The sequence below is a fragment of the Streptomyces sp. A3M-1-3 genome, from assembly GCF_024213665.1.
Lineage (GTDB): Bacteria > Actinomycetota > Actinomycetes > Streptomycetales > Streptomycetaceae > Streptomyces.
Genome location: NZ_JANAVP010000032.1, coordinates 37,430 through 57,373 on the forward strand (window position 1 = coordinate 37,430; position 19,944 = coordinate 57,373).

General features: G+C 70.5%; 22 protein-coding genes. 9 read left to right on the top strand and 13 right to left on the bottom strand.

The window, feature by feature from the left end; all coding sequences use genetic code 11:
- Positions 1-23 precede the first annotated feature (23 nt).
- On the bottom strand, positions 24-779 hold the full coding sequence (locus NLX86_RS28480; RefSeq protein ID WP_254374675.1) for an SIS domain-containing protein: 756 nt from the start codon (positions 777-779) through the stop codon (positions 24-26).
- 163 nt (positions 780-942) lie between these two features.
- On the opposite strand from NLX86_RS28480, the gene NLX86_RS28485 reads away from it, so the two are divergent.
- Positions 943-1,635: a metal-dependent transcriptional regulator gene (locus NLX86_RS28485; RefSeq protein WP_254374676.1), complete on the top strand. Its 693-nt coding sequence runs from the start codon at positions 943-945 to the stop codon at positions 1,633-1,635.
- Positions 1,636-2,101: 466 nt separating this feature from the next.
- Positions 2,102-2,965: an alpha/beta fold hydrolase gene (locus NLX86_RS28490; RefSeq protein ID WP_254374717.1), complete on the top strand. Its 864-nt coding sequence runs from the start codon at positions 2,102-2,104 to the stop codon at positions 2,963-2,965.
- Between the two features lie 60 nt (positions 2,966-3,025).
- Here NLX86_RS28490 and NLX86_RS28495 read toward each other — a convergent pair whose 3' ends face one another.
- Genes NLX86_RS28495 through NLX86_RS28505 form a run of 3 tightly spaced genes read right to left on the bottom strand, consistent with a single transcriptional unit; the run spans position 3,026 to position 6,227 of the window.
- Complete coding sequence (locus NLX86_RS28495) at positions 3,026-4,669, bottom strand: transporter (protein WP_254374677.1); 1,644 nt, start codon at positions 4,667-4,669, stop codon at positions 3,026-3,028.
- Positions 4,666-5,484 (bottom strand): ABC transporter ATP-binding protein, encoded by an 819-nt coding sequence (locus NLX86_RS28500; RefSeq protein ID WP_254374678.1) that lies wholly within the window; start codon positions 5,482-5,484, stop codon positions 4,666-4,668. Before NLX86_RS28500 ends, NLX86_RS28495 begins: the two co-directional genes overlap by 4 nt.
- Positions 5,485-5,540: 56 nt before the next feature.
- Positions 5,541-6,227, bottom strand: coding sequence for a bifunctional DNA primase/polymerase (locus NLX86_RS28505; RefSeq protein ID WP_254374679.1), 687 nt, complete (start codon positions 6,225-6,227; stop codon positions 5,541-5,543).
- Between the two features lie 231 nt (positions 6,228-6,458).
- On the opposite strand from NLX86_RS28505, the gene NLX86_RS28510 reads away from it, so the two are divergent.
- A complete protein-coding gene (locus tag NLX86_RS28510) occupies positions 6,459-7,841 on the top strand; it encodes a transcriptional regulator (RefSeq protein WP_254374680.1) in 1,383 nt (460 codons plus the stop codon).
- Between the two features lie 132 nt (positions 7,842-7,973).
- Complete coding sequence (locus NLX86_RS28515; protein ID WP_254374681.1) at positions 7,974-9,344, top strand: hypothetical protein; 1,371 nt, start codon at positions 7,974-7,976, stop codon at positions 9,342-9,344.
- 95 nt (positions 9,345-9,439) lie between these two features.
- Here NLX86_RS28515 and NLX86_RS28520 read toward each other — a convergent pair whose 3' ends face one another.
- Positions 9,440-10,768, bottom strand: a complete 1,329-nt coding sequence (locus NLX86_RS28520) for an ABC transporter substrate-binding protein (RefSeq protein WP_254374682.1) — start codon at positions 10,766-10,768, stop codon at positions 9,440-9,442.
- A gap of 171 nt (positions 10,769-10,939) precedes the next feature.
- Here NLX86_RS28520 and NLX86_RS28525 point away from each other — a divergent pair, with 171 nt between their 5' ends.
- Together NLX86_RS28525 and purU are read left to right on the top strand one after the other, a co-directional pair.
- On the top strand, positions 10,940-11,386 hold the full coding sequence (locus tag NLX86_RS28525) for a hypothetical protein (RefSeq protein WP_254374718.1): 447 nt from the start codon (positions 10,940-10,942) through the stop codon (positions 11,384-11,386).
- Positions 11,387-11,416: 30 nt separating this feature from the next.
- Complete coding sequence (purU, locus tag NLX86_RS28530) at positions 11,417-12,292, top strand: formyltetrahydrofolate deformylase (protein ID WP_254374683.1); 876 nt, start codon at positions 11,417-11,419, stop codon at positions 12,290-12,292.
- A 414-nt stretch (positions 12,293-12,706) separates the two neighbouring features.
- On the opposite strand, the gene NLX86_RS28535 is transcribed toward purU, so the two are convergent.
- The 7 genes from NLX86_RS28535 to NLX86_RS28560 all read right to left on the bottom strand — a co-directional run bounded on the left by NLX86_RS28535 (position 12,707) and on the right by NLX86_RS28560 (position 16,788).
- Entirely contained in the window at positions 12,707-13,213 is a 507-nt protein-coding gene (locus NLX86_RS28535; RefSeq protein ID WP_254374684.1) for a hypothetical protein, read from the bottom strand.
- Between the two features lie 9 nt (positions 13,214-13,222).
- On the bottom strand, positions 13,223-13,663 hold the full coding sequence (locus NLX86_RS28540; protein ID WP_254374685.1) for a hypothetical protein: 441 nt from the start codon (positions 13,661-13,663) through the stop codon (positions 13,223-13,225).
- Entirely contained in the window at positions 13,660-14,475 is an 816-nt protein-coding gene (locus tag NLX86_RS28545) for an aminoglycoside phosphotransferase (RefSeq protein WP_254374719.1), read from the bottom strand. Before NLX86_RS28545 ends, NLX86_RS28540 begins: the two co-directional genes overlap by 4 nt.
- 82 nt (positions 14,476-14,557) lie before the next feature.
- On the bottom strand, positions 14,558-14,689 hold the full coding sequence (locus NLX86_RS34585; protein ID WP_302061879.1) for a hypothetical protein: 132 nt from the start codon (positions 14,687-14,689) through the stop codon (positions 14,558-14,560).
- Between the two features lie 8 nt (positions 14,690-14,697).
- Complete coding sequence (locus tag NLX86_RS28550) at positions 14,698-15,816, bottom strand: radical SAM protein (protein ID WP_254374686.1); 1,119 nt, start codon at positions 15,814-15,816, stop codon at positions 14,698-14,700.
- Positions 15,817-15,910: 94 nt separating this feature from the next.
- Entirely contained in the window at positions 15,911-16,417 is a 507-nt protein-coding gene (locus NLX86_RS28555; protein ID WP_254374687.1) for a hypothetical protein, read from the bottom strand.
- Entirely contained in the window at positions 16,411-16,788 is a 378-nt protein-coding gene (locus tag NLX86_RS28560) for an ATP-binding protein (protein ID WP_254374688.1), read from the bottom strand. The genes NLX86_RS28555 and NLX86_RS28560 overlap by 7 nt, the downstream gene beginning before the upstream one ends.
- Before the next feature lie 183 nt (positions 16,789-16,971).
- On the opposite strand from NLX86_RS28560, the gene NLX86_RS28565 reads away from it, so the two are divergent.
- On the top strand, positions 16,972-18,324 hold the full coding sequence (locus NLX86_RS28565; protein ID WP_254374689.1) for a transcriptional regulator: 1,353 nt from the start codon (positions 16,972-16,974) through the stop codon (positions 18,322-18,324).
- Positions 18,325-18,480: 156 nt separating this feature from the next.
- On the opposite strand, the gene NLX86_RS28570 is transcribed toward NLX86_RS28565, so the two are convergent.
- On the bottom strand, positions 18,481-18,636 hold the full coding sequence (locus tag NLX86_RS28570) for a hypothetical protein (protein ID WP_254374690.1): 156 nt from the start codon (positions 18,634-18,636) through the stop codon (positions 18,481-18,483).
- Positions 18,637-18,667: 31 nt separating this feature from the next.
- Between NLX86_RS28570 and NLX86_RS28575 the strand changes: the two genes are divergently transcribed.
- Both NLX86_RS28575 and NLX86_RS28580 read left to right on the top strand, forming a co-directional pair.
- Entirely contained in the window at positions 18,668-19,012 is a 345-nt protein-coding gene (locus NLX86_RS28575; RefSeq protein WP_254374691.1) for a tetratricopeptide repeat protein, read from the top strand.
- Positions 19,009-19,752 carry a 5-formyltetrahydrofolate cyclo-ligase gene (locus NLX86_RS28580; RefSeq protein WP_254374692.1) on the top strand — a complete coding sequence of 248 codons (744 nt, stop codon included), beginning with the start codon at positions 19,009-19,011 and terminating at the stop codon, positions 19,750-19,752. The genes NLX86_RS28575 and NLX86_RS28580 overlap by 4 nt, the downstream gene beginning before the upstream one ends.
- Positions 19,753-19,944: the final 192 nt, after the last annotated feature.

A 19,944-nucleotide genomic window follows, 5' to 3' on the forward strand; every position in this document is an offset into this window, starting at 1 on the left:
CCGGAGTCAGTGGGCGACCGGAGTCAGTGGCGGAAGAAGATGCGGTCGCGGTATTCCGTCATCACGCGGCCGTTCCACTCGTGCCCGCCGTCGACGTTGCCGGACCGCAGCAGCGGCGGTTCGATGCCGCGCTGGGCGAGCTCGCCGGCTGCGGCTGCCATGACGGCCTGCATCACCGCGCTGGTGACGACGGTGGAGGCGGGGGCGAAGGGTGCCTCGATTCCGTCGGCGGTCAGCTCCGCGTCGCCGACCGCGATCTTGCTGTCGAGGACGACGTCGCAGTGGTCCTTGAGGAAGGTGCCGGAGGCGTGCCGCGGCTTGGTCTCGGTCGCGTAGGCCACCGAGGTCAACCCGATGACCTTCAGGCCGAGCGCGCGGGCGTTCATCGCCATCTCCACCGGCAGTGCGTTGCGCCCGGACAGCGAGATGATCACCAGCGTGTCGCCTTCGGTGGCGGGGCTGCTGTCGAGTACGGCGCCCGCGAGGCCGTCGACGCGTTCCAGGGCGCTGCCGAGGGTGGCGGGCATGACGTCGACGCCCACCGTGCCGGGGACCGCGAGCAGGTTCATCAGGGCGAGGCCGCCGGCCCGGTAGACGACGTCCTGGGCGGCGAGCGAGGAGTGGCCGGCGCCGAACGCGAAGAGCCGGCCGCCGGCGGCGACGGTGTCGGCGATCAGGGTGCCGGCCGCGGCGATGTTCCCGGACTCCTCGTCCCGTACGCGCTGCAGCAGTGCGATGGCGGCGTCGAAGAACTGACCGGCCAGCTTGCTCTCGCTCATCGCGGGGGCCCTTTCCAGTGGGGGGTGTGTCCGGGTTCCGCCGATCACGGTGCGGTCTGGACCACACGCCTGTCAATACGCGGCATCCCTGGTACGGCACGGTTGTCGGCGCTATGCGTCAGAATTGGGGTCAGGGCCAGCGCACGACAATCGAGGGGCACGTATGTCCGGACTGATCGACACCACGGAGATGTATCTCCGCACCATCCTCGAGCTGGAAGAGGAAGGCGTGGTCCCCATGCGCGCCCGGATCGCGGAGCGGCTCGATCAGAGCGGTCCGACGGTCAGCCAGACGGTGGCGCGGATGGAGCGTGACGGGCTGGTGACCGTCGCGGGCGACCGGCATCTCGAGCTGACCGAAGAGGGCCGCCGGCTGGCGACGCGCGTGATGCGCAAGCACCGGCTGGCCGAGTGTCTGCTGGTCGACGTGATCGGCCTGGAGTGGGAGCAGGTGCACGCGGAGGCCTGCCGCTGGGAGCACGTGATGAGCGAGGCGGTGGAGCGGCGGGTGCTGGAGCTGCTGCGCCACCCGACCGAGTCGCCGTACGGGAACCCGATTCCGGGCCTGGAGGAGCTGGGCGAGAAGGCCGAGGCGGACCCGTTCCTGGACGACAGCATGGTGAGCCTGGCCGATCTGCACGCGGGCGCGGAGGGCAAGACGGTGGTCGTCCGGCGGATCGGCGAGCCGATCCAGACGGATGCCCAGCTGATGTACACGCTGCGGCGCGCGGGTGTGCAGCCCGGTTCGGTGGTGAGTGTCACGGAGTCGCCGGGCGGCGTGCTGGTGGGCAGCAGCGGGGAGGCCGCGGAGCTGGACGCGGAGGTCGCTTCGCACGTCTTCGTCGCCAAGCGCTGACTTCCCGCGGAATGACAGCCTCCGCCCAGGGTCGCGTGCGAGGCTGTCGCTGAGGCATATGACCCGAGGGTCCGGCTGTGTGCGCACAGCGGGTCGGGGAGGGGCAGGGGAATGCGCCCGTCGCGCTGGTCTTTTCGTTCTGATCGTTCGGACGGTTCTGCCGGTACATGTTCCGCCGGTGCGGAGGGTCCCGGCGCCCTGGGGCGCCGGGACCTGTCCTCCCCTTCGCTGACCCGGAGCCCCGAGCTCCCAGGGTCAATCCCCTCGGACCGTCTTCCCCGAGCGGCCCGCCTCCCGTTGAAGATCTCCCCTCGGCTGCGGCCGTCAATCCTTGAGCGGCGTCACTCGAACGAGGGGTCTTGCCGGGGAGAACCCCGTTTTCGAATACGGGTTCGATAGTCTGGCCGAGCCCAACCGCTCGGGACGGATGGACGGACCGAAGACGACTGAAGGGGGTGCCAGGACATTGGTGCGGCGCATCGACGTGACACGGGCCGACGGAGTGCGGCTCGCCGCCTGGGAGTTCGCCGACCCGCCCAAGGGCGGGACGGACACCGAGGACGCCCCCGGCGTGCTCTTACTGCACGGGCTCATGGGCCGCGCCTCGCACTGGGCGCCCACGGCCCGCTGGCTCTCCGAGCGGCGCCGCGCGATCGGCCTCGACCAGCGGGGCCACGGCCGCAGCGAGAAGCCGGCCGACGGCCCGTACACGCGTGAGGCGTACGTGGCCGACGCCGAGGCCGCCGTCGAACAGCTCGGCCTCGCCCCCGTGACCCTCATCGGCCACTCCATGGGCGCCCTCACCGCCTGGCAGCTCGCGGCCCGCCGTCCCGACCTCGTCCAGGCCCTGGTCATCTGCGACATGCGCGCCTCGGCCCTCGGGGCCGCGTCGCAGCGCGAGTGGGACGACTGGTTCCGCGCCTGGCCCGTGCCCTTCGCGACGCTCGCCGACGTACGCAAGTGGTTCGGTGAGGACGACCCGTGGGTGGAGCGCCCCAGCCCGGCCCGCGGCGAGTTCTTCGCCGAGGTGATGGCCGAGCGCGCGGACGGCTGGCGTCCGGTCTTCTCGCGCCGCCAGATGCTCAAGTCCCGGGAGACCTGGGTCTTCGACGCGCACTGGGACGAGCTGGCCCAGGTCCAGTGCCCGGCCCTGGTGGTCCGCGGCCTGGACGGCGAACTGGGCCGCGCCGAGGCGCAGGAGATGGTCCGGGTCCTGCCCCGGGGCCGCTACGCGGAGGTCCCGGACGCGGGCCACCTGGTCCACTACGACCAGCCGGAGGGCTGGCGCACGGCGGTGGAGCCGTTCCTGGACGGTGTCCTCACGCCGTAAGACACCCGGGCGCAGACCGGCGCGCTCGGCCCTGCGGCGCCCTCCGGCGCGCTCGCGCGCTCACCCCTTGCTCACCGCCGTCAGGATCTCCGGGAGCCGGCTCGCCGTCGTCGGCGCCGCGACGCACAGGCCCGCCCAGGTGATCAGCGCGCCGTAGGCCGTGCCCGCCGGGAGAATCAGCCAGAGCCAGTGGTGGGCGCCGGTCACATGGAGCGAGATGGCCAGCGCCAGCAGCGGTGCGCACAGCAGGGCCGAGGCGATCATGCCGCCGAAGATGCTGATCCAGGCCAGGCCCGCCTGCCCCGGCGCCACGTTCTTGTACGCGCTGTCCTGCGGGATCGAGTACGGGAAGCGGGCCGAGGCCACCGCCCCCGTCGCCAGCATCGCGCCCAGCAGCGCGAACGAGAGGCCCAGCGCCTCTGGCAGGGCCCGCCAGTTGCCGACCATGGCCGCCGTGACCACGGTGACGAACACCGAGTACGGCAGGGTGATCACCAACAACGCCAGCGCCCGCGCCCGCAGTTCCAGGTAGGCGTCGCGCTTCGAGGACATCGTGAGGGCCACTGTCCAGAAGGCGGAGGTGTCCTGGCCGAACTGGTTGTACATCTGGATGCCCAGCATCCCGGCCGCGAAGCACGCGAAGTAGATCGTCCCGGTGCCCTGGAGCGCGTTGAACGCCGGCACGATCAGGCCGATGGCCAGCGAAGTGACCCATGCCGCCTTGGTCTTCGGATCCCGCCACACATACCGCAGGCTGCGCTGCATGACCGTGCCCGTGCGGCCCCCGGGGAGTAGGCGGGCCAGGCCCGTGGACGACGACTCCTTCCGCGCGGGCTCCGCCGCCTGGAGGGTCGAGCCGTCCGGCGTGGTCATCAGCTTCGTCAGGCTGCGCTGCCAGGACCACAGCAGGAGCACCAGGGCGACGGCGGTCAGCAGGAGTTGACCGGCGCCGCGCCCGTACGCGCCCTCGCTCACCGCGTCCACCGCGCCGATCGCCGAGGCCGGCGGCAGCCAGCGCACCACGTCCGCCGCCGGATCCAGCGCGGTCAGCCCGCCGGCTTCGCTGAGCCGCTGGCCGCCGAAGTTCACCACCTGGATGCCGACCGCGATCACCAGGCCGCTCAGTACGGCGAGATCGCGGCCCTTACGGCTGGTGAGCAGCCGGATGTTGGCGGCCGCGACGGCCCGCGCGAGCGCCACGCACACCAGCAGCGTCAGGGGTATGGCGAGCACCCCGACCGCCACGGCGGTCCCGCCGTGCGCCACCGCGACCACCGAACCGGCGGCCAGGCACAGCGTGAACAGCGGGCCGATGCCGACCAGGGAGGCGGTGAGCAGCGCCACGATCAGCGGCCGCGGCCGCAGCGGGAGCATCACCAGCCGGGTCGGGTCGAGGGTCTCGTCCCCGCCGGGGAAGAACAGCGGCATCACGGCCCAGCCGAGTGCCAGTACGCCCGTCAGCAGGACTACGACGGTCGCCGCGTGTCCGCTGCCGCGCAGCGCGATGAGCCCGACGAGCTGGAGTGCCGCGAAGAGCAGCGTGATCACGACGGAGGCGATGTAGGCGGCCCTGCGGCCGGACGACTGGCGCAGGCCGTTGCGCAGCAGGGACAGCTTGAGACGGACGAAGACCGGGGTGATCCCGGCAGCGGACGTGTTCCCGGCCGTACGGGTGGCCGTGCTCGTGCTCGTGGGCGCGCTCATCGGCCGGCCCCGCCGCCCAGCCAGTCCAGGGAGTCGCCGTGGTCCCGCCCGCCCGCGCCGACCAGTTCGAGGAAGGCGCTCTGCAAGGAGGGCGCGTCGCCCCGCACCTCGGCGAGAGTGCCGTGCGCACGGATCCGGCCCGCCGCCATGACCGCGACCCAGTCGCACAGCGACTCGACGAGCTCCATCACATGGCTGGAGAACACGACGGTCGCACCCGAGACGGTGTACCGCTCCAGCACCCCGCGGATCGTCTGCGCGGAGACCGGGTCGACGCCCTCGAACGGCTCGTCCAGGAAGAGGATTTCGGGATTGTGGAGGAGCGCGGACGCCAGGCCGATCTTCTTCCGCATGCCGGTGGAGTAGTCGACGACCAGCTTGTGCTGCGCGCCCGCCAGGTCCAGTACGTCCAGGAGCTGCGTCGCCCGCTTGTCGACCTCGTCGCCGGGCAGCCCCCGCAGCCGCCCGGTGTACGCGAGGAGTTCGCGCCCCGAGAGGCGCTCGAAGAGCCGTAGTCCCTCGGGCAGTACGCCGATCCGCGCCTTCACCTCCGCCGGGTCCCGCCAGACGTCCCGGCCGGTGACCTCGACCCGCCCATGGTCGGGGCGGAGCAGCCCGGTCACCATCGACAGCGTGGTCGTCTTGCCCGCGCCGTTCGGTCCGACCAGGCCGATGAACTTGCCCGCGGGCAGCTCCAGATCGATCCCCGCGACGGCGATCTGCTCCCCGAAGCGCTTCCACAGACCCTCTACCCGCACGGCGGCGGGCGGCGCCGTACGCGCTCCGCCCGCCTCATCAGCTGCCCGGTCCGGCATCTGCCCCGCCTCTCGGTGTCCCCGTGGCCGGTCAACAGACGCAGCCTGGGGACACCTTACGAGTCCTGGGCTCGCCGGGTCCGTGCGTCGGCGGCCTCCCGCCCGCACGCGTACGCCAGCGGGCTGATCAGTTCCTCGGCGTCCGGAAGCCAGCGGTTGGCCGGTGTGGGCCGCCGGGCCCACTGCACCGCGCCGTGGCTTCCGACGCGGGTCGGCGGCGCAGCGACGTAGTCTCCCTCGCCGCGGGCCGTCAGGTCGACCACGGCGGGTGACCACCCCAACTTCCGTACCAGATCGGGAACTTTGAGACCGGCGCCCGGCAGGACGAAGAACAGCATCCGGCGGTCCGGGGTGCAGGTGACCGGGCCGAGCGTCAGGTCCATGCGCTCCATCCGCGCCAGCGCCAGGAACCCGGCCGTCTCGGATACGTCGATCGCGTCGAACGTCCGGCCCGTCGGCAGCAGGATCGACGCCTTCGGCTGCGTCGACCAGAGCCGGCGCGCCTGCACCGCGCTGCCCGTCGCCTGCGACTCCCAGTCCTGGCGGACCGGGTGGGCGCCGGGCGCGGAGCAGGCGGTGTCGCCGCACGAGCACTGCTCCTTGCCGTCCTCGGCCTCCAGCCAGGTGCCGGGGAACACGTCCCAGTGGCGCTCTTCCGCGTACCGCACGGCGTGATCCAGCAGCTGGTCGGCTCGCTGCTGGGGGATGGGTGCGGCTTCCGTGACTCCGATGGTCTCTTCCACGGTGAACTCAACTCCCGCCGTCACCTCGGGTTACGGGCGGGGCCGGTGAGGTGCCGGGAGCATCGATCCTGCATGTCCGGCACGTGGGGCGCACCGGTGCACGGCCGGGGGCGCGCGGGGGGACGGGGAGTGGCCGGCGGGTAGTCACAAGCGTGGAACAACACCCGCATTCTTTGCATATCCGCCGGGCAGTGATCAATTCAGTGATCATTGCAGCCTCAGGGGGTAGTCATGGCAGCCAGGCCGCTCGTCGCCCGCCAGCCGAATGAACGGCTGCAGGCGCTCATCCAGGAAGCCGGGTGCTCCAATGCCGGGCTGGCTCGCCGCGTGAACATGTGCGGGGCGGAGCACGGTCTCGATCTCCGGTACGACAAGACGTCGGTGGCCCGCTGGCTGCGCGGGCAGCAGCCGCGCGGCCGGGCCCCCGGGATCATCGCCGAGGCGCTGGGCCGCAAGCTCGGCCGTACGGTCACGATCGAAGAGATCGGGATGGCGAACGGCAAGAACCTCGCATCGGGGGTCGGCCTGCAGTTCTCCCCCACTGTGGTGGGCGCCATCGAGCAGGTCTGTGAGCTGTGGCGCAGTGATGTCGGCCGGCGTGACTTCCTCGCCGGATCGAGCGTCGCCGCCTCCGCGCTGGTGGAGCCCAGCCGCGACTGGCTGATCACCGGAGCGGACGCGCAGGTGGCGCGGTCGGCGGGCGCGCGGGTCGGGGCCTCGGACGTCGACGCGGTTCGGGCGACGACCGAGGCGCTGATCGAGCTGGACCACCGGTTCGGCAGCGGCCATGTCCGCCCGATCGTCGTCCACTACCTCAACAGCGTGGTGTCCGGGCTGCTGGCCGGCTCGTACCGTGAATCGGTCGGCCGCGCGCTCTTCGCCACCGTGGCGCGGCTCACGGAGCTGGCCGGCTACATGGCCGTCGACACCGGTCAGCCCGGGCTCGCCCAGCGCTACTACATCCAGGCGCTGCGGCTGGCGCAGGCGGCGGGCGACCGGGGTTACGGCGCCTATGTGCTGGCCGCGTCGATGAGCCACCTCGCCGCGCAGCTCGGCAACCCGCGCGAGATCGCCCAGTTGGCGCGGGCGGCGCAGGAGGGCGCGCGCGGTCAGGTGCCGCCGCGTGCGGAGGCGATGTTCCTCGCGGCGGAGGCGCGGGGGCACGCGCTGATGGGCGACGCGCGTGCCACGCAGGTGGCGGCGGGCCGGGCGCTGGGTGCGCTGGAGCGTACGGACGCGGCCGCGGGGGACGATCCGGCGTGGATCGCCCACTTCGACGCGGCCTACCTCGCCGACGAGCTGGCGCACTGCCACCGCGACCTCGGCCAGGCGGAGGCGGCGGGCCGGCGGGCGGAGGAGGCGCTGGACGGGCTGCCGGAGACTAAGGCCCGGCGCCGCGCGATCGGCCTGGTGCTGCTGGCCACGTCCCAGGTCCAGCGCCGCGAGGTCGAGCAGGCCTGTCACACGGGGACGCGCGCGGTGGAACTGCTGGATACGCTGCGGTCCAACCGGGGCGCCGAGTACCTGGACGACTTCCAGCAGCGCCTGGAGCCGTTCCGGGACGAGCCGGCGGTATGTGAGTTCAGTGCGCGGCTGGAGATCAGCGCGGCGTAGCGGGCGCTCCTGGTGCCCCCTAACAGCGTCTTGAGGACCCTTCTTGTTACTGCTTTCGGGAGCGTGGCAGGGGGGCTCCGGGACCCGGTAGCGTGAACCGACGGTTCCGTAGGTATACACGTAGGAGTCCCGGTGACGCAGAGCGGACAGGGCGACGAGCCGCAGTATCCCGCGGCCCGGCCTGCGCACGAGGGTGTCGTGCTGCCCGCGGACGGTAGTGGCCCCTGGATACCGGGCGTCTCGGGGGAGCAGGTCGCCCCGGCGGGTGGACAGCCCTGGGGGCAGCCGTGGGGGCCGGGCCCGCAGCAGGCGCAGGCATCGCAGCCGGTGTCGCAGCCGCTGCCGCCGTATGCCGGAGCCGGGGCGGACGCCACCCAGTACCTGCCGCCGGTGGCCGCCGCGCCCGTCGGACTGCCGCCCGAACGTCCCGCCGAGTCCACCCAGTACCTGGGCACGGGCCACGGCCAGAGCCACGGCCAGTGGGCGCCGCAGGGCCCGGATGCGCAGGCGACGCAGTACATCGCGCCGGTACCGGCCGGGGACGCGCAGGCGACGCAGTACATCGCGCCGGTACCTGCCGGGCCCGCCGGGCCCGCCGGGCCGCACGGCCCGGATGCGCAGGCGACGCAGTACATCGCGCCCGTTCCGGCCGCGCCCGCCGGGGCTCCGTACGGCATCAGGCCCGGCACTCCGGAGGACCGTCAGCCGCCCGCCGAGTTCGACAGCCTCTTCCGTACCGACGCCGGGCCCGAACGCCCCGACTCCACCCAGCAGTTGCCCCGTTTCGACGGGCCGCAGCAGCGCCGGCCGCAGCGGCCGTACGCCCCCGCCGCCGCCGCACCGCACGCACAGCCCGAGTCGCCCCGCCGCCGGTCGTCCCCGGCCGCCCTCATCGCCGCGGGCGTGGTCGGCCTCGCCGTGGTGGGCCTCGGCGTGGGCGCCCTGCTGAGCGGCGGCGACGAGGACAACAAGGGCCAGGACGACAGGACGGTCGTCACGGCGGACTCGTCGCCCACCACCGGGACCTCGGCCGAACCGGCCGCCGATCCGGCCAAGGCGCAGGCCGAGGGGCTGGACAAGCTGCTCGCGGACAGCAACAACAGCCGGGCGTCGGTGATCCGTTCGGTCGAGAACATCAAGAAGTGCGACAACCTCGGCCAGGCGGCCGTCGATCTGCGGGCCGCCGCCGTACAGCGCGAGAACCTGGTGACCCGCCTGCAGGGGCTCCCCGTCGACAACCTGCCGGAGAACGCACGGCTGTCGGCCGCCCTCACCAAGGCGTGGAAGTCGTCCGCGTCCGCGGACAGCCACTACGCCGCGTGGGCCGACCAGGTGGCCGGCAAGAAGGGCTGCAAGGACGGCCGCGCCCGCCAGACCGCCCAGACGGGGGCGGCCAACCGCGCCAGCGGCGAAGCGACGCAGGCCAAGCAGGAGGCGGCGGCCCTGTGGAACACGATCGCCGGCCAACACGGCCTGACCAAGCGCGACAGAACCCACCTCTAGCCAGGCATCCGGCCCCCGAAGGCCGCCCGGCGTGTCGCCCAGCGGCCGCATGCCCCAGGCCGGTTCGCACGCGGCCGCGGCCGCCGGCCGCGAGGCTAGCTTGCTCGTGGAGCGCCTTCCAGGGTTGCTGTCATGTCTCGGGAGCCCTTTTCCAGGGCTACCAGGCGGCCTTCGCGGACCACCTGGAACGTCACCCGGCCGTTGACGATCCTCGGAAAGCCCCGGACCGCGCGCATGTCCTCGTACCGCCAGCTCAGCTTCGGCGTGAGGCCGCCCATGTCGATTCCGGGGGTGCGGTCGAGGGCCTGGGCCACCCGCGGTGCGCTGACGTTCTCACCCAGCGAGCGGACGATGTCGGTGAACACCGTGTACGCGATCCAGGTGGTCTGGATGCCGGTGTCGGCCGGGTCGATCCGGTCGTCGCCGAAGGCGTGCTCGCTGATCACCTTGCGCATCGGCTCCCACAGCGGGTCGCTCGCCACCGGGTACCAGCCGGTGACGTACGCGCCCTCGAAGGGGCCCTCCTTGCCGCCGGTGCGGTTCACCAGGCCCTGGCTGACGCTGCCGAGCACCGAGGAGATCCGGACCTTCTGGAGGTCCTTCTGGACCCGCCGGAAGGAGTCGAAGAACGTCTCCGTCCGCTCGCCGAGCACGGCGGTGACGCAGCCCTTCGACGCCCGTTCCGTCGCCGCGGCGGCACCGATGACCCCCGGCAGGGACGGGTCTGCGCCCGCCTCCTTCAGCGCCTCGCGCGCCTTCGCGCTGTAGTCGCCCGCGTCCTCGGCGGCGCGGACATCGGCGGCCTCGGCCCGCTTGCCCGCCACCAGGCCCGAATTGAGAAGTATCGGCATCGTGTCGCCCGCGACGGTGTCGGGACGGACCAGGGAGACGCGCTCGCAGTCCTGGGCGAGCTGGCGCCCGTTGCCCGCGAGAAGGACCGGCTGGCCGCCGTTCACCGGGTACGAGAGCGTGCTCTGGAACTCCTCGTCGGAGACGCCGTAGCCGCCGATGAACGGGATGCCCGCGGTCTCCAGCGGGGCCATGAAGGCCCGGCCGTGCTGGCTGTACGAGCCCACGACCGCGACGGCGTTCGCGGTGACCGCCTGCCGTGCGCAGTCGCCCGCGCCGACCGGGGTGTTGTGCTCGTTGCAGGTGATGACCTTCAGATCCCGGCCGTTGATGCCGCCGCGGCTGTTGATCCAGCGCGCGTAGGCGCTCGCCATGGCCGGCATGCCCGCCATGTTCGTGGCCTGGGTTCCGTCCGGCGCGAAGGTCATCACGGTGAGGGGCTCCCTGGAACCCCCCGAGTCTCCAGGGAGCACACCGCATCCCCCGATGAGTGACGCACAGACCGCCGTACACAGCGCGGTGATCAACGCGGTAGGGGTAGGGCGGAGGGAGGAGGTACGTCGCCGACCGGTCATGACTCTGCACAATTCCGCCCCACGGGTAACACCCGAGTGAGCTTTGCTCAACGTTCGGTGACGTAAAGATGAATTGCAGGGGTGCGTACGCATCCGCGAAACGGGAACGTACGATCGGCAACCGTGCAAGGTTCGGAGAACTCTTCCCGTCGCGGCCGTCGCTCCCCCACCATGGGCGGCATGCCGCTCAACGACATGCCGTGGTGGCGCTGGCGCAGCAATGTGCGCTCGGCGCTGCACATGCTTTCCGACCCCGCCTTCCAGCAGGAGTGCTGGCTGGCCGGCCTCGACGGCTACGGTGACGTCACCGACGCCGTGTACCGGCTGGTCGAGGACACCTGGCTGGACAACTGGTCCGCCGAGAAGTACGTCGGGACGGTCTTCCGTGACTTCCAGGAGGCCGCCCTCGTGGACACCGCCGTCCTGCGGGTGCTGCGCATCATGCACCAGGTCGGGGCGGACGCTCCCGTGTCCGCGTACATCGAGCACCACGCCTGGCCCGAGGCGGTACGGGCAGCCCGTGACGCCCACGTACGCCTCGCGACGAGCGACGGCGACGACCCGGACGCCGCTCCGCGCTCGCTGGATGTACTGCGGATCATGACGCGGTCGGCGTGAGCCCGCGCGGGTGTGGAATCCTTTGGGTTCATGAGCGCCCCGCAGCCTGAGCCGCAGCCTGAGCAGTACGTCCTGACGGTGACCTGCCCCGACAAGCAGGGCATTGTGCACGCCGTGTCGAGTTACCTGTTCATGACCGGCTGCAACATCGAGGACAGCCAGCAGTTCGGCGACCACGGCACCGGGCTCTTCTTCATGCGGGTGCACTTCTCCGCCGAGCCGCCCGTCACGCTGGAGAAGCTGCGCGCCAGTTTCGCCGCCATCGGGGACACGTTCCGGATGGACTGGCAGATCCACCGCGCGTCCGAGCGGATGCGGATCGTGCTGATGGTCTCGAAGTTCGGCCACTGCCTGAACGATCTGCTCTTCCGCTCGTCGATCGGCGCGCTGCCGGTCGAGATCGCCGCGGTCGTCTCCAACCACACGGACTTCGAAGAGCTCGTCGGCTCGTACGGCATCCCCTTCCACCACATTCCGGTCACCAAGGACACCAAGGCGGCGGCCGAGGCGCAGCTGTTGGAGCTGGTCCGGGCCGAGAGCGTGGAACTGGTCGTCCTCGCCCGCTATATGCAGGTGCTCTCCGACGATCTGTGCAAGCAGTTGAACGGCCGGATCATCAACATCCACCACTCCTTCCTGCCGAGCTTCAAGGGCGCGAAGCCGTACCACCAGGCGCACGAGCGCGGCGTGAAGCTGATCGGCGCGACGGCGCACTATGTGACCGCCGACCTCGACGAGGGCCCGATCATCGAGCAGGAGGTCGAGCGCGTGGGGCACGAGGTGACGCCGGAGCAGCTGGTGGCGGTCGGCCGCGATGTGGAGTGCCAGGCGCTGGCGCGCGCGGTGAAGTGGCACAGCGAACACCGCGTGCTGCTCAACGGCCGCCGTACGGTCGTCTTCGCCTAGCACCTCTAAACTCGGGCCAGCGTTGGGATGCCGGGGAGGATCGGCCGTAAATGGCCATGACCTGCGGAGACGTGCGTTTCATGGCGTTGCTGATGTTGCGCATTTGATGGGCCCCGCACTCCCCAGACTCCCCAGGAAACGCGGTGAAACGGCCTCCGTCCGGCCCCTCTGACCAGGGTGGGACGGCGGCCGTACGTTGGAACAAGTTCCCAGTGAATCTGGCGAATTTCCGGCTCCCATCGCAAGCGGAACAGAGAACCGCCCCGTACAGCTCAGATGGCTGCACGGGGCGGTGCTGAGCGAAGCGGCGGGCCGGCTGGTCAGGAGTGGTCGCCCTGTGCCGCCCGCCTCAGAATGTCTCGTTCCATTGCGGTTTGTCCTCGTGGCTCGTGGCTCGTGACGGGCATGTCGCCGTCAGGCTTTGCACGTTGTGCCGCGCCGTAACCGTCGCTTGCTCTGACCAGCACCCGCCGGTCCGGCAGGAGCAGGCCAACACTGGATCAGGTACCACTCCACGATCTCTTCCACTGCGACGTCGACGGCGGTGTCCCGGCCGCGGGCGTGGACGCGGAGCCGGTAGTCACCCGCCCCGCTCGCAGCCAACGTCGGCACGTCCGCCTCGTCGCCCATGAGCGCGTGGACGATGACTTTGCCGGAGGGAGAGTGCAGGGAGATCTCGGCGATCTCCTCCCAGTTCCCGGCTGCGGGCTCAGGCTCGTGTTCGCATCGGGCGACTGTGAGGTCGACCTCGCCGGTGTGAATGCCGGTCATGATCTCGATGCTGCCGTCGGTGGCCATGACGAGCCCGTTGTCGGTCCCATCCACGTCGTCGGCCACCACCGGCCCCGCCGGATCACTGATCCGGAAGAGGTGGTACTCCGCGAACACGGTCGCCCTCGCTGTCTCAACGTGATCACTCAACGCCTGTCCCTATCGGAGAGTGCCGACGAGCTCGGGAAGTTGGGCGCGGGGAAAGTGGAGGAGGGCGGTGGCGGCGAGGCCATCCGGTTCGAGAGGGACGTTCACGCGCCATGAGCCGGGTCGCCAGGGATGGCGTACTCGGTCGCCGAAGCCAGTGGTGTCTGCGAGCAGCGCGACCAGTCGCTGGGCATCGGCGACCGGCATCTTCAAGAGTGCGTAGCCGCGGTGGTAGGCGATGAAGCCGTCGCCGCCGTAGCCGAGCGGGGGCTCGCGCTGGGCGCGGACGTCGGCGGTGGCTTCGCCGACGTCCTGGCAACAGGTCACGGTGGTGAAGCCGAGGCGCCATAGTTCGCGGATGACGGGGACCATCTCCGTGTCGATGTCGGCCTGTTCCCCGTCGGGAGTGGTGAGCGTCTCGTACGGGTGGATGGGCGGGTCGGTGGCCATCATCGTTCCCTTCGTCCGCCGCGCCTATGGGCGGCCCATTGGGCGGCGGCGTCGGCGAGGTTACGCTTCCAGGGGACGTCGGGGGCGTCCACCGCGATGCCGTTCCACAGCCGTTGTTGGGCCGTGGCGAACACGTCGAGGGCGCGAGCGGGCGCGTCGGCCCAGCCCGGAGTCTTCGCGGCCCACTGTTCGGCGTCATGGGCGGTGTGGCCGGAGGCGATGAGCCAGACCGTCCAGCACGCGGCGTCGATCCAGGCGGCTCCCCGAGTCGGCCAGGCCCAGTCGACCACGCGGGCGGCGCCGTCGACGATCAGTACGTTGTCCGGGGTCCAGTCGGTGTGGAGCAGGGTGTTCCCGCGGAGGAGCCGGCCGTCGTCGGAGTTGTCGAGGTAGTCGGCGAAGCGCTGTTCGATCTGCTTGAGCTCGAAGTCCACTGGGGCGCGGACGGCGGCGAGCGCCGTGATCGCGTCAGCGATGAGAGCGAGATCGGCGGAGCCCGGGCTGTAGTCGGCAGGGCGGCCGTCGAGGTACTCGAAGCCGAGGAGGTTCCACTCGCCGTCGTCGATCTGCCAGAGCAGGCGCGAGGCGAGCGGGGCGACGTGCGGGTTGATGGTGGCCTCGCGTTGCTGGGTCCAGACGCGGGGGTGATCGCAGCGCAGCCCCTTGACGAAGACGCGTCCGGCGCCGGTTTCCAGGGTTGCGGCGATCTCGCTGTTGAGGCCCTTGTCCACGGTCGTCGCCGCGTGGATGGGACCGGTACGGGCGGCGACAGCGTCGCGGGTGGCGGTGGGGAGGTCGTTCCAGTGCAGTCTCATGTTCACCACGGCGAGAGTGTAGGAGCGGGAGCGAGCTGCGGGGCCGCCCGCACGCGGCGAGCGGCCCCGATGTGGATTCGGCTTAGTACGGGTTGTCGTTTCCGCAGCCGAGCATGACCTCGGTGCCGGAGATGGCGTCGAGGTCGTCGACGAACTCGATCTCCTCCTCTTCGGCCTGCGGCCGAGGGGAGATCTCTACTGCGACGAGTGACATAGCGGGTGTCACCTCCCTTCCCTGTCGGTGTGCTGGCAGTAGCGGCTCAGGGGCGCCTTGGCCTTGCGGTACAAGGCCGCGAGCGGCATGCAGGTGCTGCACGACTCGCTGAGGGTGCAGCCGGCGCAGCCGCCTTGGCGCCCCAGCGCCCGGTCGGCGATGTGCCCGAGCCGGGACAGTCCCGCGACCCCTTCGGTCACAAGGGGGATCGGGTTGTCGCGGGAAACCTTGCAGACGCTGGCCATGCCGTGGGAGTCCACGTGCAGGGAGGTGTGGCCGGCGTCGCAACCGGTGAAGGGTTTCCGCTTGCCCAGGTAGGTCGTCGCCTGGGAGGGCAGGGACTCCGCTCCGCCGTAGATGGTGGGTGACATTTGTGAGTACTCGCGCGTCACCGCGCCGTACCGCTCGCCGAGGGCGTGCATCGCGTCGACCTCGTGGACGTTGTCCTCGGTGACGATGACGGTCAGCTCCAGCGGCAGCCCGGCCTCATACGCCGCGTCCAGCCCGCGCGTGAACTGCTTCCAGGCGCCGCGTCGCTGGGTGAGACCGTCGTAGCTCTCCTCGGTGGCGCCATAGACGCTGAGCGTCAACCGGTAGGGACGGCGGGCCATGAGGAGATCGAGGATCAGCGGGTTGTGGAGACGGGAGCCGTTGGTCAGAACCTCGATCATCATGCCGAGGTCGTAGGCGAGCGAGTAGACCGCCGCGAAGAGCGGGTCGATGGTGGGCTCGCCGCCGGTGACCTGGAGCCAGACGACGCCCGCGTCCCGGAGCGCGTACAGGAGCCTCTCCCGCTCGGGCCAGTCGAGACCGGCGAACTCCTTCAGCCCCAGATAGCAGTGCTTGCAGGCCCAGTTGCATCCAAGATTCAGCTCGTACGAGGCCCGGCCGTGGCCGTGCGGAGACGGATCACGCACCAACAGGGCAGCGTCCGCCGTGGATCTGCTCAAGTCCAGACCCCATTGGCGCTTCACGGGGCGGTGCAACCACGTCGGGACCTCGGCGTCGGCCGTGGCGGCCTGCTGGAGTTCGAGGTATCGATGCGCCGGGATCTTCATCCCCTTCGCACTTCCGGGGCGTAAAACGAGGTGGTCGCCCAGGAACGGGGCGACGATCAGGTCATGCACGGGATCCTCCCAGCCTTCGGGGCGTCGTAGTCGATGCCCATGGATGCGAGCGCGAGTGCGGTCCGACGCTCGCGCTGAAGACCTCGCGGTGGCCCTACACAGGCGGTGCCCCTGGCTTGATGGAATGCCGTGGACGATCGGCGCGGGTCTTACCGAGTAGGAGCCGCCCCTGCGTCGCGCGCTCGGTGATGTACGCGTCGACGACTTCAAGCGACGAGCTGACGGGGAGCGGGTCCAGACCGACCACGACAGTGACGGTTCCCCCGTCGCAGACGAAGCGCGCCCAGCCACCGCCGATGGGTACGTGGAGCAAGTAGTCGCAACCGTCGAGCCTGAGCAGCGCGTCCGACTCCCGGTGCATGAAGAGCCGCGGACCGATGTCGGGGAGGAGCGCGGCCGGCTCGGCCAGCGTGAGGGCGTCGGCGAGGCCCCGCATCCGCGCCTCGACCATCTGTGGCGACTCTCCCGGGCGGCGACCGGGCGGGTGCGCGATCAGCAGGAAGGCGACGTGACCGACCTTCGTGGGATCGATCCAGAACCATGCGGCCACCGAGGCGAGCAGTCCGGCGCTCGGCGTGATCGTGGCGGGCTGCGTCAGCATGGGATCACCCCCGCCGCTGGTTCCTGCCGGATTTCGATCTTGAACTCGGTCCATACGGTCTTGCCGCACGGAACGCGCGGCTCTACACCCCATCCGTCCGCGAGGGCGTCCACGAGCAATAAGCCACGTCCGGACACGTCGTCCGCCTCCGGGCACTTGACGCGCGGCAGCAGGCCGGACTGGTCATGGACCTCAATGCGCAGGCGGCCGTCGATGAGGGATGCCTTGACGAGGAAGTATCCGCCCTGCGGGACCCCGTGCCGAATCGCGTTCGTCGCGAGTTCCGAGAGGCAGAGCACAGCGTCGTCGAAGCGGTCGATGATGTCCCACTCGCTCAGCACATGGCGTAAGAATGAACGCGCCTCGGGCACCGCTGCATCGGCTCGGGAGAACCTTTGCGCCGCTGGTCTTGGCATGTGAGTGCAACTCCCTTGCCTGCACGGTTGGTTCGTTCATCCAGGCAACCTCGGGGGCGCGTCCGGGGGTACCGTCGGAAGGGGTGGCAAGGGGTGGCACTTGAACTACCGGCCGTGGCGAAGGGGTAGGAACTCAACATGACGTCACCGAACACGGATCTCGCACGGTGGCTTGAGCGGTCGGGTATGAGCAACAAGGAGTTGGCCCGCCGCGTCAAAGCCGCAGCTCAGGTGTGGGGTCAGCCGCATATTCAGACGGACGCCACGGCCGTGAGGCGCTGGCTGGCCGGCCTCCAGCCACGCCCTCCGGTGCCCGAGATCATGGCCGACGTGATCTCGGCGAGCGTCGGATTTCGGGTCACAACGTACGACCTTGGCTTCGCCGAGGGCGGCACCGCGGATCGTTCGCTCGCCTACAACTCGTCTTTCGCCGTTACGGTAGAAGCCGTCGCCGACTTGGGGAGAGCGGACGTGGATCGTCGAAAGTTCCTGGCAGCGGCACCTTTCGCCGCGGTCGCAGCCGTTGGGCCCTCGCGCGACTGGCTGCTCAACACCATTGATCAACGCCCGGATCCCGGCCCGCGCGTACGCCTTGAAGACGTCACCGCAGTGAAGAACATGTTCGGCGAGTTCCAGAGAATGGACGTACTGCAGGGCGGCGGCTCGGGACGTCTCATCCTCGCCGAGTACGTGAACCAGCACGTCTACCCGCTGCTCCGCCGAACGCATTCGGACGAGGTGCGACGGGCGCTGTGCGAAGCAGCGGCCGAGCAGACCTATCTCCTCGGATGGATGGCGTACGACACCGGAGAACATGGCACTGCCCAGCGGTATTTGATCCAGTCGCTGCGCCTGGCGGAGGAGTCGAAGAACGCGGCGCTCGGCGCGCACGTCCTCGCGGGAATGGCCGACCAGGCGACGCTGCTCGGCGACCCGGCGGAAGGCCGGCGGCTCGCGCAGGCCGGCCGCGCCGGGCTGGGCAAGAACACCTCCCCCGCGTGCCTCGCTGATCTGTGGGCCCTGGAGGCTCGTGCCCTGGCGAAGCTCGGTGACAAATCCGACGCGGCTCGTGCTGTGACGCAGTCCGAGACGGCTTACGGCCGCGTACGGCTGGAGGACGAGCAGGAGTGGGCGGCGTTCATCGACCCCGCGTACCTGCACGGCGAGCACGCGAACACCTTCCGGGACCTCGGCCAGGCCGAGACCGCCGAGCAGCACGCGCGCCAGTCCATCGACCACGCCCGCAAGCAGCGTCGCGCCCGCCGGGGTGCCATGTCGCATGCCGCGCTCGCTGTCTCCCACTTGCAGCGGCGTGACCTCGAGGCGGCGCTCTCAGCGGGACTGCGGACGCTCTCACTGTCGCGGCAGGTCAAGAGCTCGCGGTGCGTCGAGGCTGTGCAGGACTTGCAGCGACGCATGGAGCCGTTCGGGACGCATCGACTCGTCGCCGACTTCAACGAGCGGGCGCGCGAGCTGGTCGCCGCGGCGTAGCCACCGCGCTCAACGACAAAGGCGCCCCACCTCGGCATCAGCCGAGGTGGGGCGCGGTGCATCACGAGGGCCTGGGGCGAAGGTGCGGATGCCGCGCTCTGCGGTAGCGGCCCAGAATGGTGTGTTGGTGATGGTGGCCATACGGTATCTCCTTGATCAGTTGGTGACGGTGAAGCGGCGGCTGTACAGGAGGTTGCCGAGGTTGCCGATGCCGTTGGAGATCATCCCGGCAGGCTGCACGCCGCTGAGGCCCACGCCTTCCTCGGAGAGGGCCGTGAATGCGAGCGAGCTCTGGCGGGGGCGGAACGGCATCTGGAACAGGCCAACAGCTCTGACGCCGCCCATGTCCCCCACACACTTCGGACGACTGGCGGGCTCCTGTTACCTCACCCTCGGCGACTACCGCAAGGCCCAGCGGCTCCTTGAGAAGACTGCGATGGAGTTACAGGACCGACGCAAGTCCCGCGCGATCGTCCTCGGCAATCTCGCGCTGTCCTGGATCCGCGAGGGGGATCTCGACGCCGCGCTGGCGACGTTCAACGACGCCGTAAAGGAACTGCACGGCACGCGGGGAGGTGGTGGGATGAACATCGTCTTCCGTGCTGCCCGCGAGATGCGTCCCTGGCGGAGCGAACCGGCGGTGCAGGATGCGCAAGACCGGCTCATGGCTCTGATGGAAGCGGCGTGAAGGGGACCGACGTGGCGACACAGGTGGATCAGGAAAAGCAGCGGGTACGCGAGCGCGCCTGGGACCTGCTCGATGCAGCCGACGCCGTCCACGATGCGGTCCATGGCCGTATCCCAAACTTCAAGGGCGCCGAACGAGCTGCGGACCGGCTGGCGGACCTGTCGCAGTGGCGCGCCGCTCACGTCATCAAAGCGGTACCGGACAAGGCCCAGCTTCCGGTTCGCGCCCGTGCGCTTGTCGAAGGCAAGACGGTGTTCATGGCTGTACCGAAGCTCGCCGATGCCCGCCCGTTCTACCTCCTGGACCCAGCGGCGCTGACCATTCCGCCCGGCGAAGCGGCATCGAGCAAGGTCGCGGCCTCCGTGGCCCCGAAAGTCGGTGTCGAGGCCCTGCGTCCCGTCGACATGGTGGTGGTCGGAAGCGTCGCGGTGAACCGCGCGGGCGTACGCATTGGCAAGGGCGCCGGCTACTCGGATCTGGAATTCGCCTTCCTGATGGAAGCTGGTCTGATCAGCCCGGAGACGGTAGTGGTGACCACCGTCCACGCCTTGCAGGTACTGGACGAGGCACTGCCCGCGACGGGGCACGACTTCGGGGTGGACCTGATCGTCACACCCGACGAGGTCATCACCTGCCGCGATCCTCACCGCCCGACGGGACTGGTGTGGGAGCACTTGGACGCGAAAAAGATCGCGTCCATCCCAGCCCTGGCGGCCCGCGCCCCTGCCGCCGGTCGCTGAACGGGGACCAACGGCGAAGGCCCCCCTCGGCATAGCCGAGGCGGGGGGGGGGGGGGGGGGGGGGGGGGGGGGGGCGCGGGGGCGCGGGGGGGGGGGCGGGCCGGGGGGGGGGGGGGGGGGGGGGGCGGGGGGGGGGGGGGGGGGGGGGGGGGGGGGGGGGGGGAGAGATGGAGACGAGAGGGGGGAGCAAGG

Excerpts from the sequence above, each read along its gene's own strand:
- NLX86_RS28480 (WP_254374675.1), bottom strand. The coding sequence starts at position 779 with ATGAGCGAGAGCAAGCTGGCCGGTCAGTTCTTCGACGCCGCCATCGCA.
- NLX86_RS28485 (WP_254374676.1), top strand. The coding sequence starts at position 943 with ATGTCCGGACTGATCGACACCACGGAGATGTATCTCCGCACCATCCTC.
- NLX86_RS28495 (WP_254374677.1), bottom strand. The coding sequence starts at position 4,669 with ATGAGCGCGCCCACGAGCACGAGCACGGCCACCCGTACGGCCGGGAAC.
- NLX86_RS28500 (WP_254374678.1), bottom strand. The coding sequence starts at position 5,484 with ATGCCGGACCGGGCAGCTGATGAGGCGGGCGGAGCGCGTACGGCGCCG.
- NLX86_RS28510 (WP_254374680.1), top strand. The coding sequence starts at position 6,459 with ATGGCAGCCAGGCCGCTCGTCGCCCGCCAGCCGAATGAACGGCTGCAG.
- NLX86_RS28520 (WP_254374682.1), bottom strand. The coding sequence starts at position 10,768 with ATGACCGGTCGGCGACGTACCTCCTCCCTCCGCCCTACCCCTACCGCG.
- NLX86_RS28525 (WP_254374718.1), top strand. The coding sequence starts at position 10,940 with ATGGGCGGCATGCCGCTCAACGACATGCCGTGGTGGCGCTGGCGCAGC.
- purU (WP_254374683.1), top strand. The coding sequence starts at position 11,417 with ATGAGCGCCCCGCAGCCTGAGCCGCAGCCTGAGCAGTACGTCCTGACG.
- NLX86_RS28540 (WP_254374685.1), bottom strand. The coding sequence starts at position 13,663 with ATGATGGCCACCGACCCGCCCATCCACCCGTACGAGACGCTCACCACT.
- NLX86_RS28545 (WP_254374719.1), bottom strand. The coding sequence starts at position 14,475 with ATGAGACTGCACTGGAACGACCTCCCCACCGCCACCCGCGACGCTGTC.
- NLX86_RS34585 (WP_302061879.1), bottom strand. The coding sequence starts at position 14,689 with ATGTCACTCGTCGCAGTAGAGATCTCCCCTCGGCCGCAGGCCGAAGAG.
- NLX86_RS28555 (WP_254374687.1), bottom strand. The coding sequence starts at position 16,417 with ATGCTGACGCAGCCCGCCACGATCACGCCGAGCGCCGGACTGCTCGCC.
- NLX86_RS28565 (WP_254374689.1), top strand. The coding sequence starts at position 16,972 with ATGACGTCACCGAACACGGATCTCGCACGGTGGCTTGAGCGGTCGGGT.
- NLX86_RS28570 (WP_254374690.1), bottom strand. The coding sequence starts at position 18,636 with ATGCCGTTCCGCCCCCGCCAGAGCTCGCTCGCATTCACGGCCCTCTCC.
- NLX86_RS28575 (WP_254374691.1), top strand. The coding sequence starts at position 18,668 with ATGTCCCCCACACACTTCGGACGACTGGCGGGCTCCTGTTACCTCACC.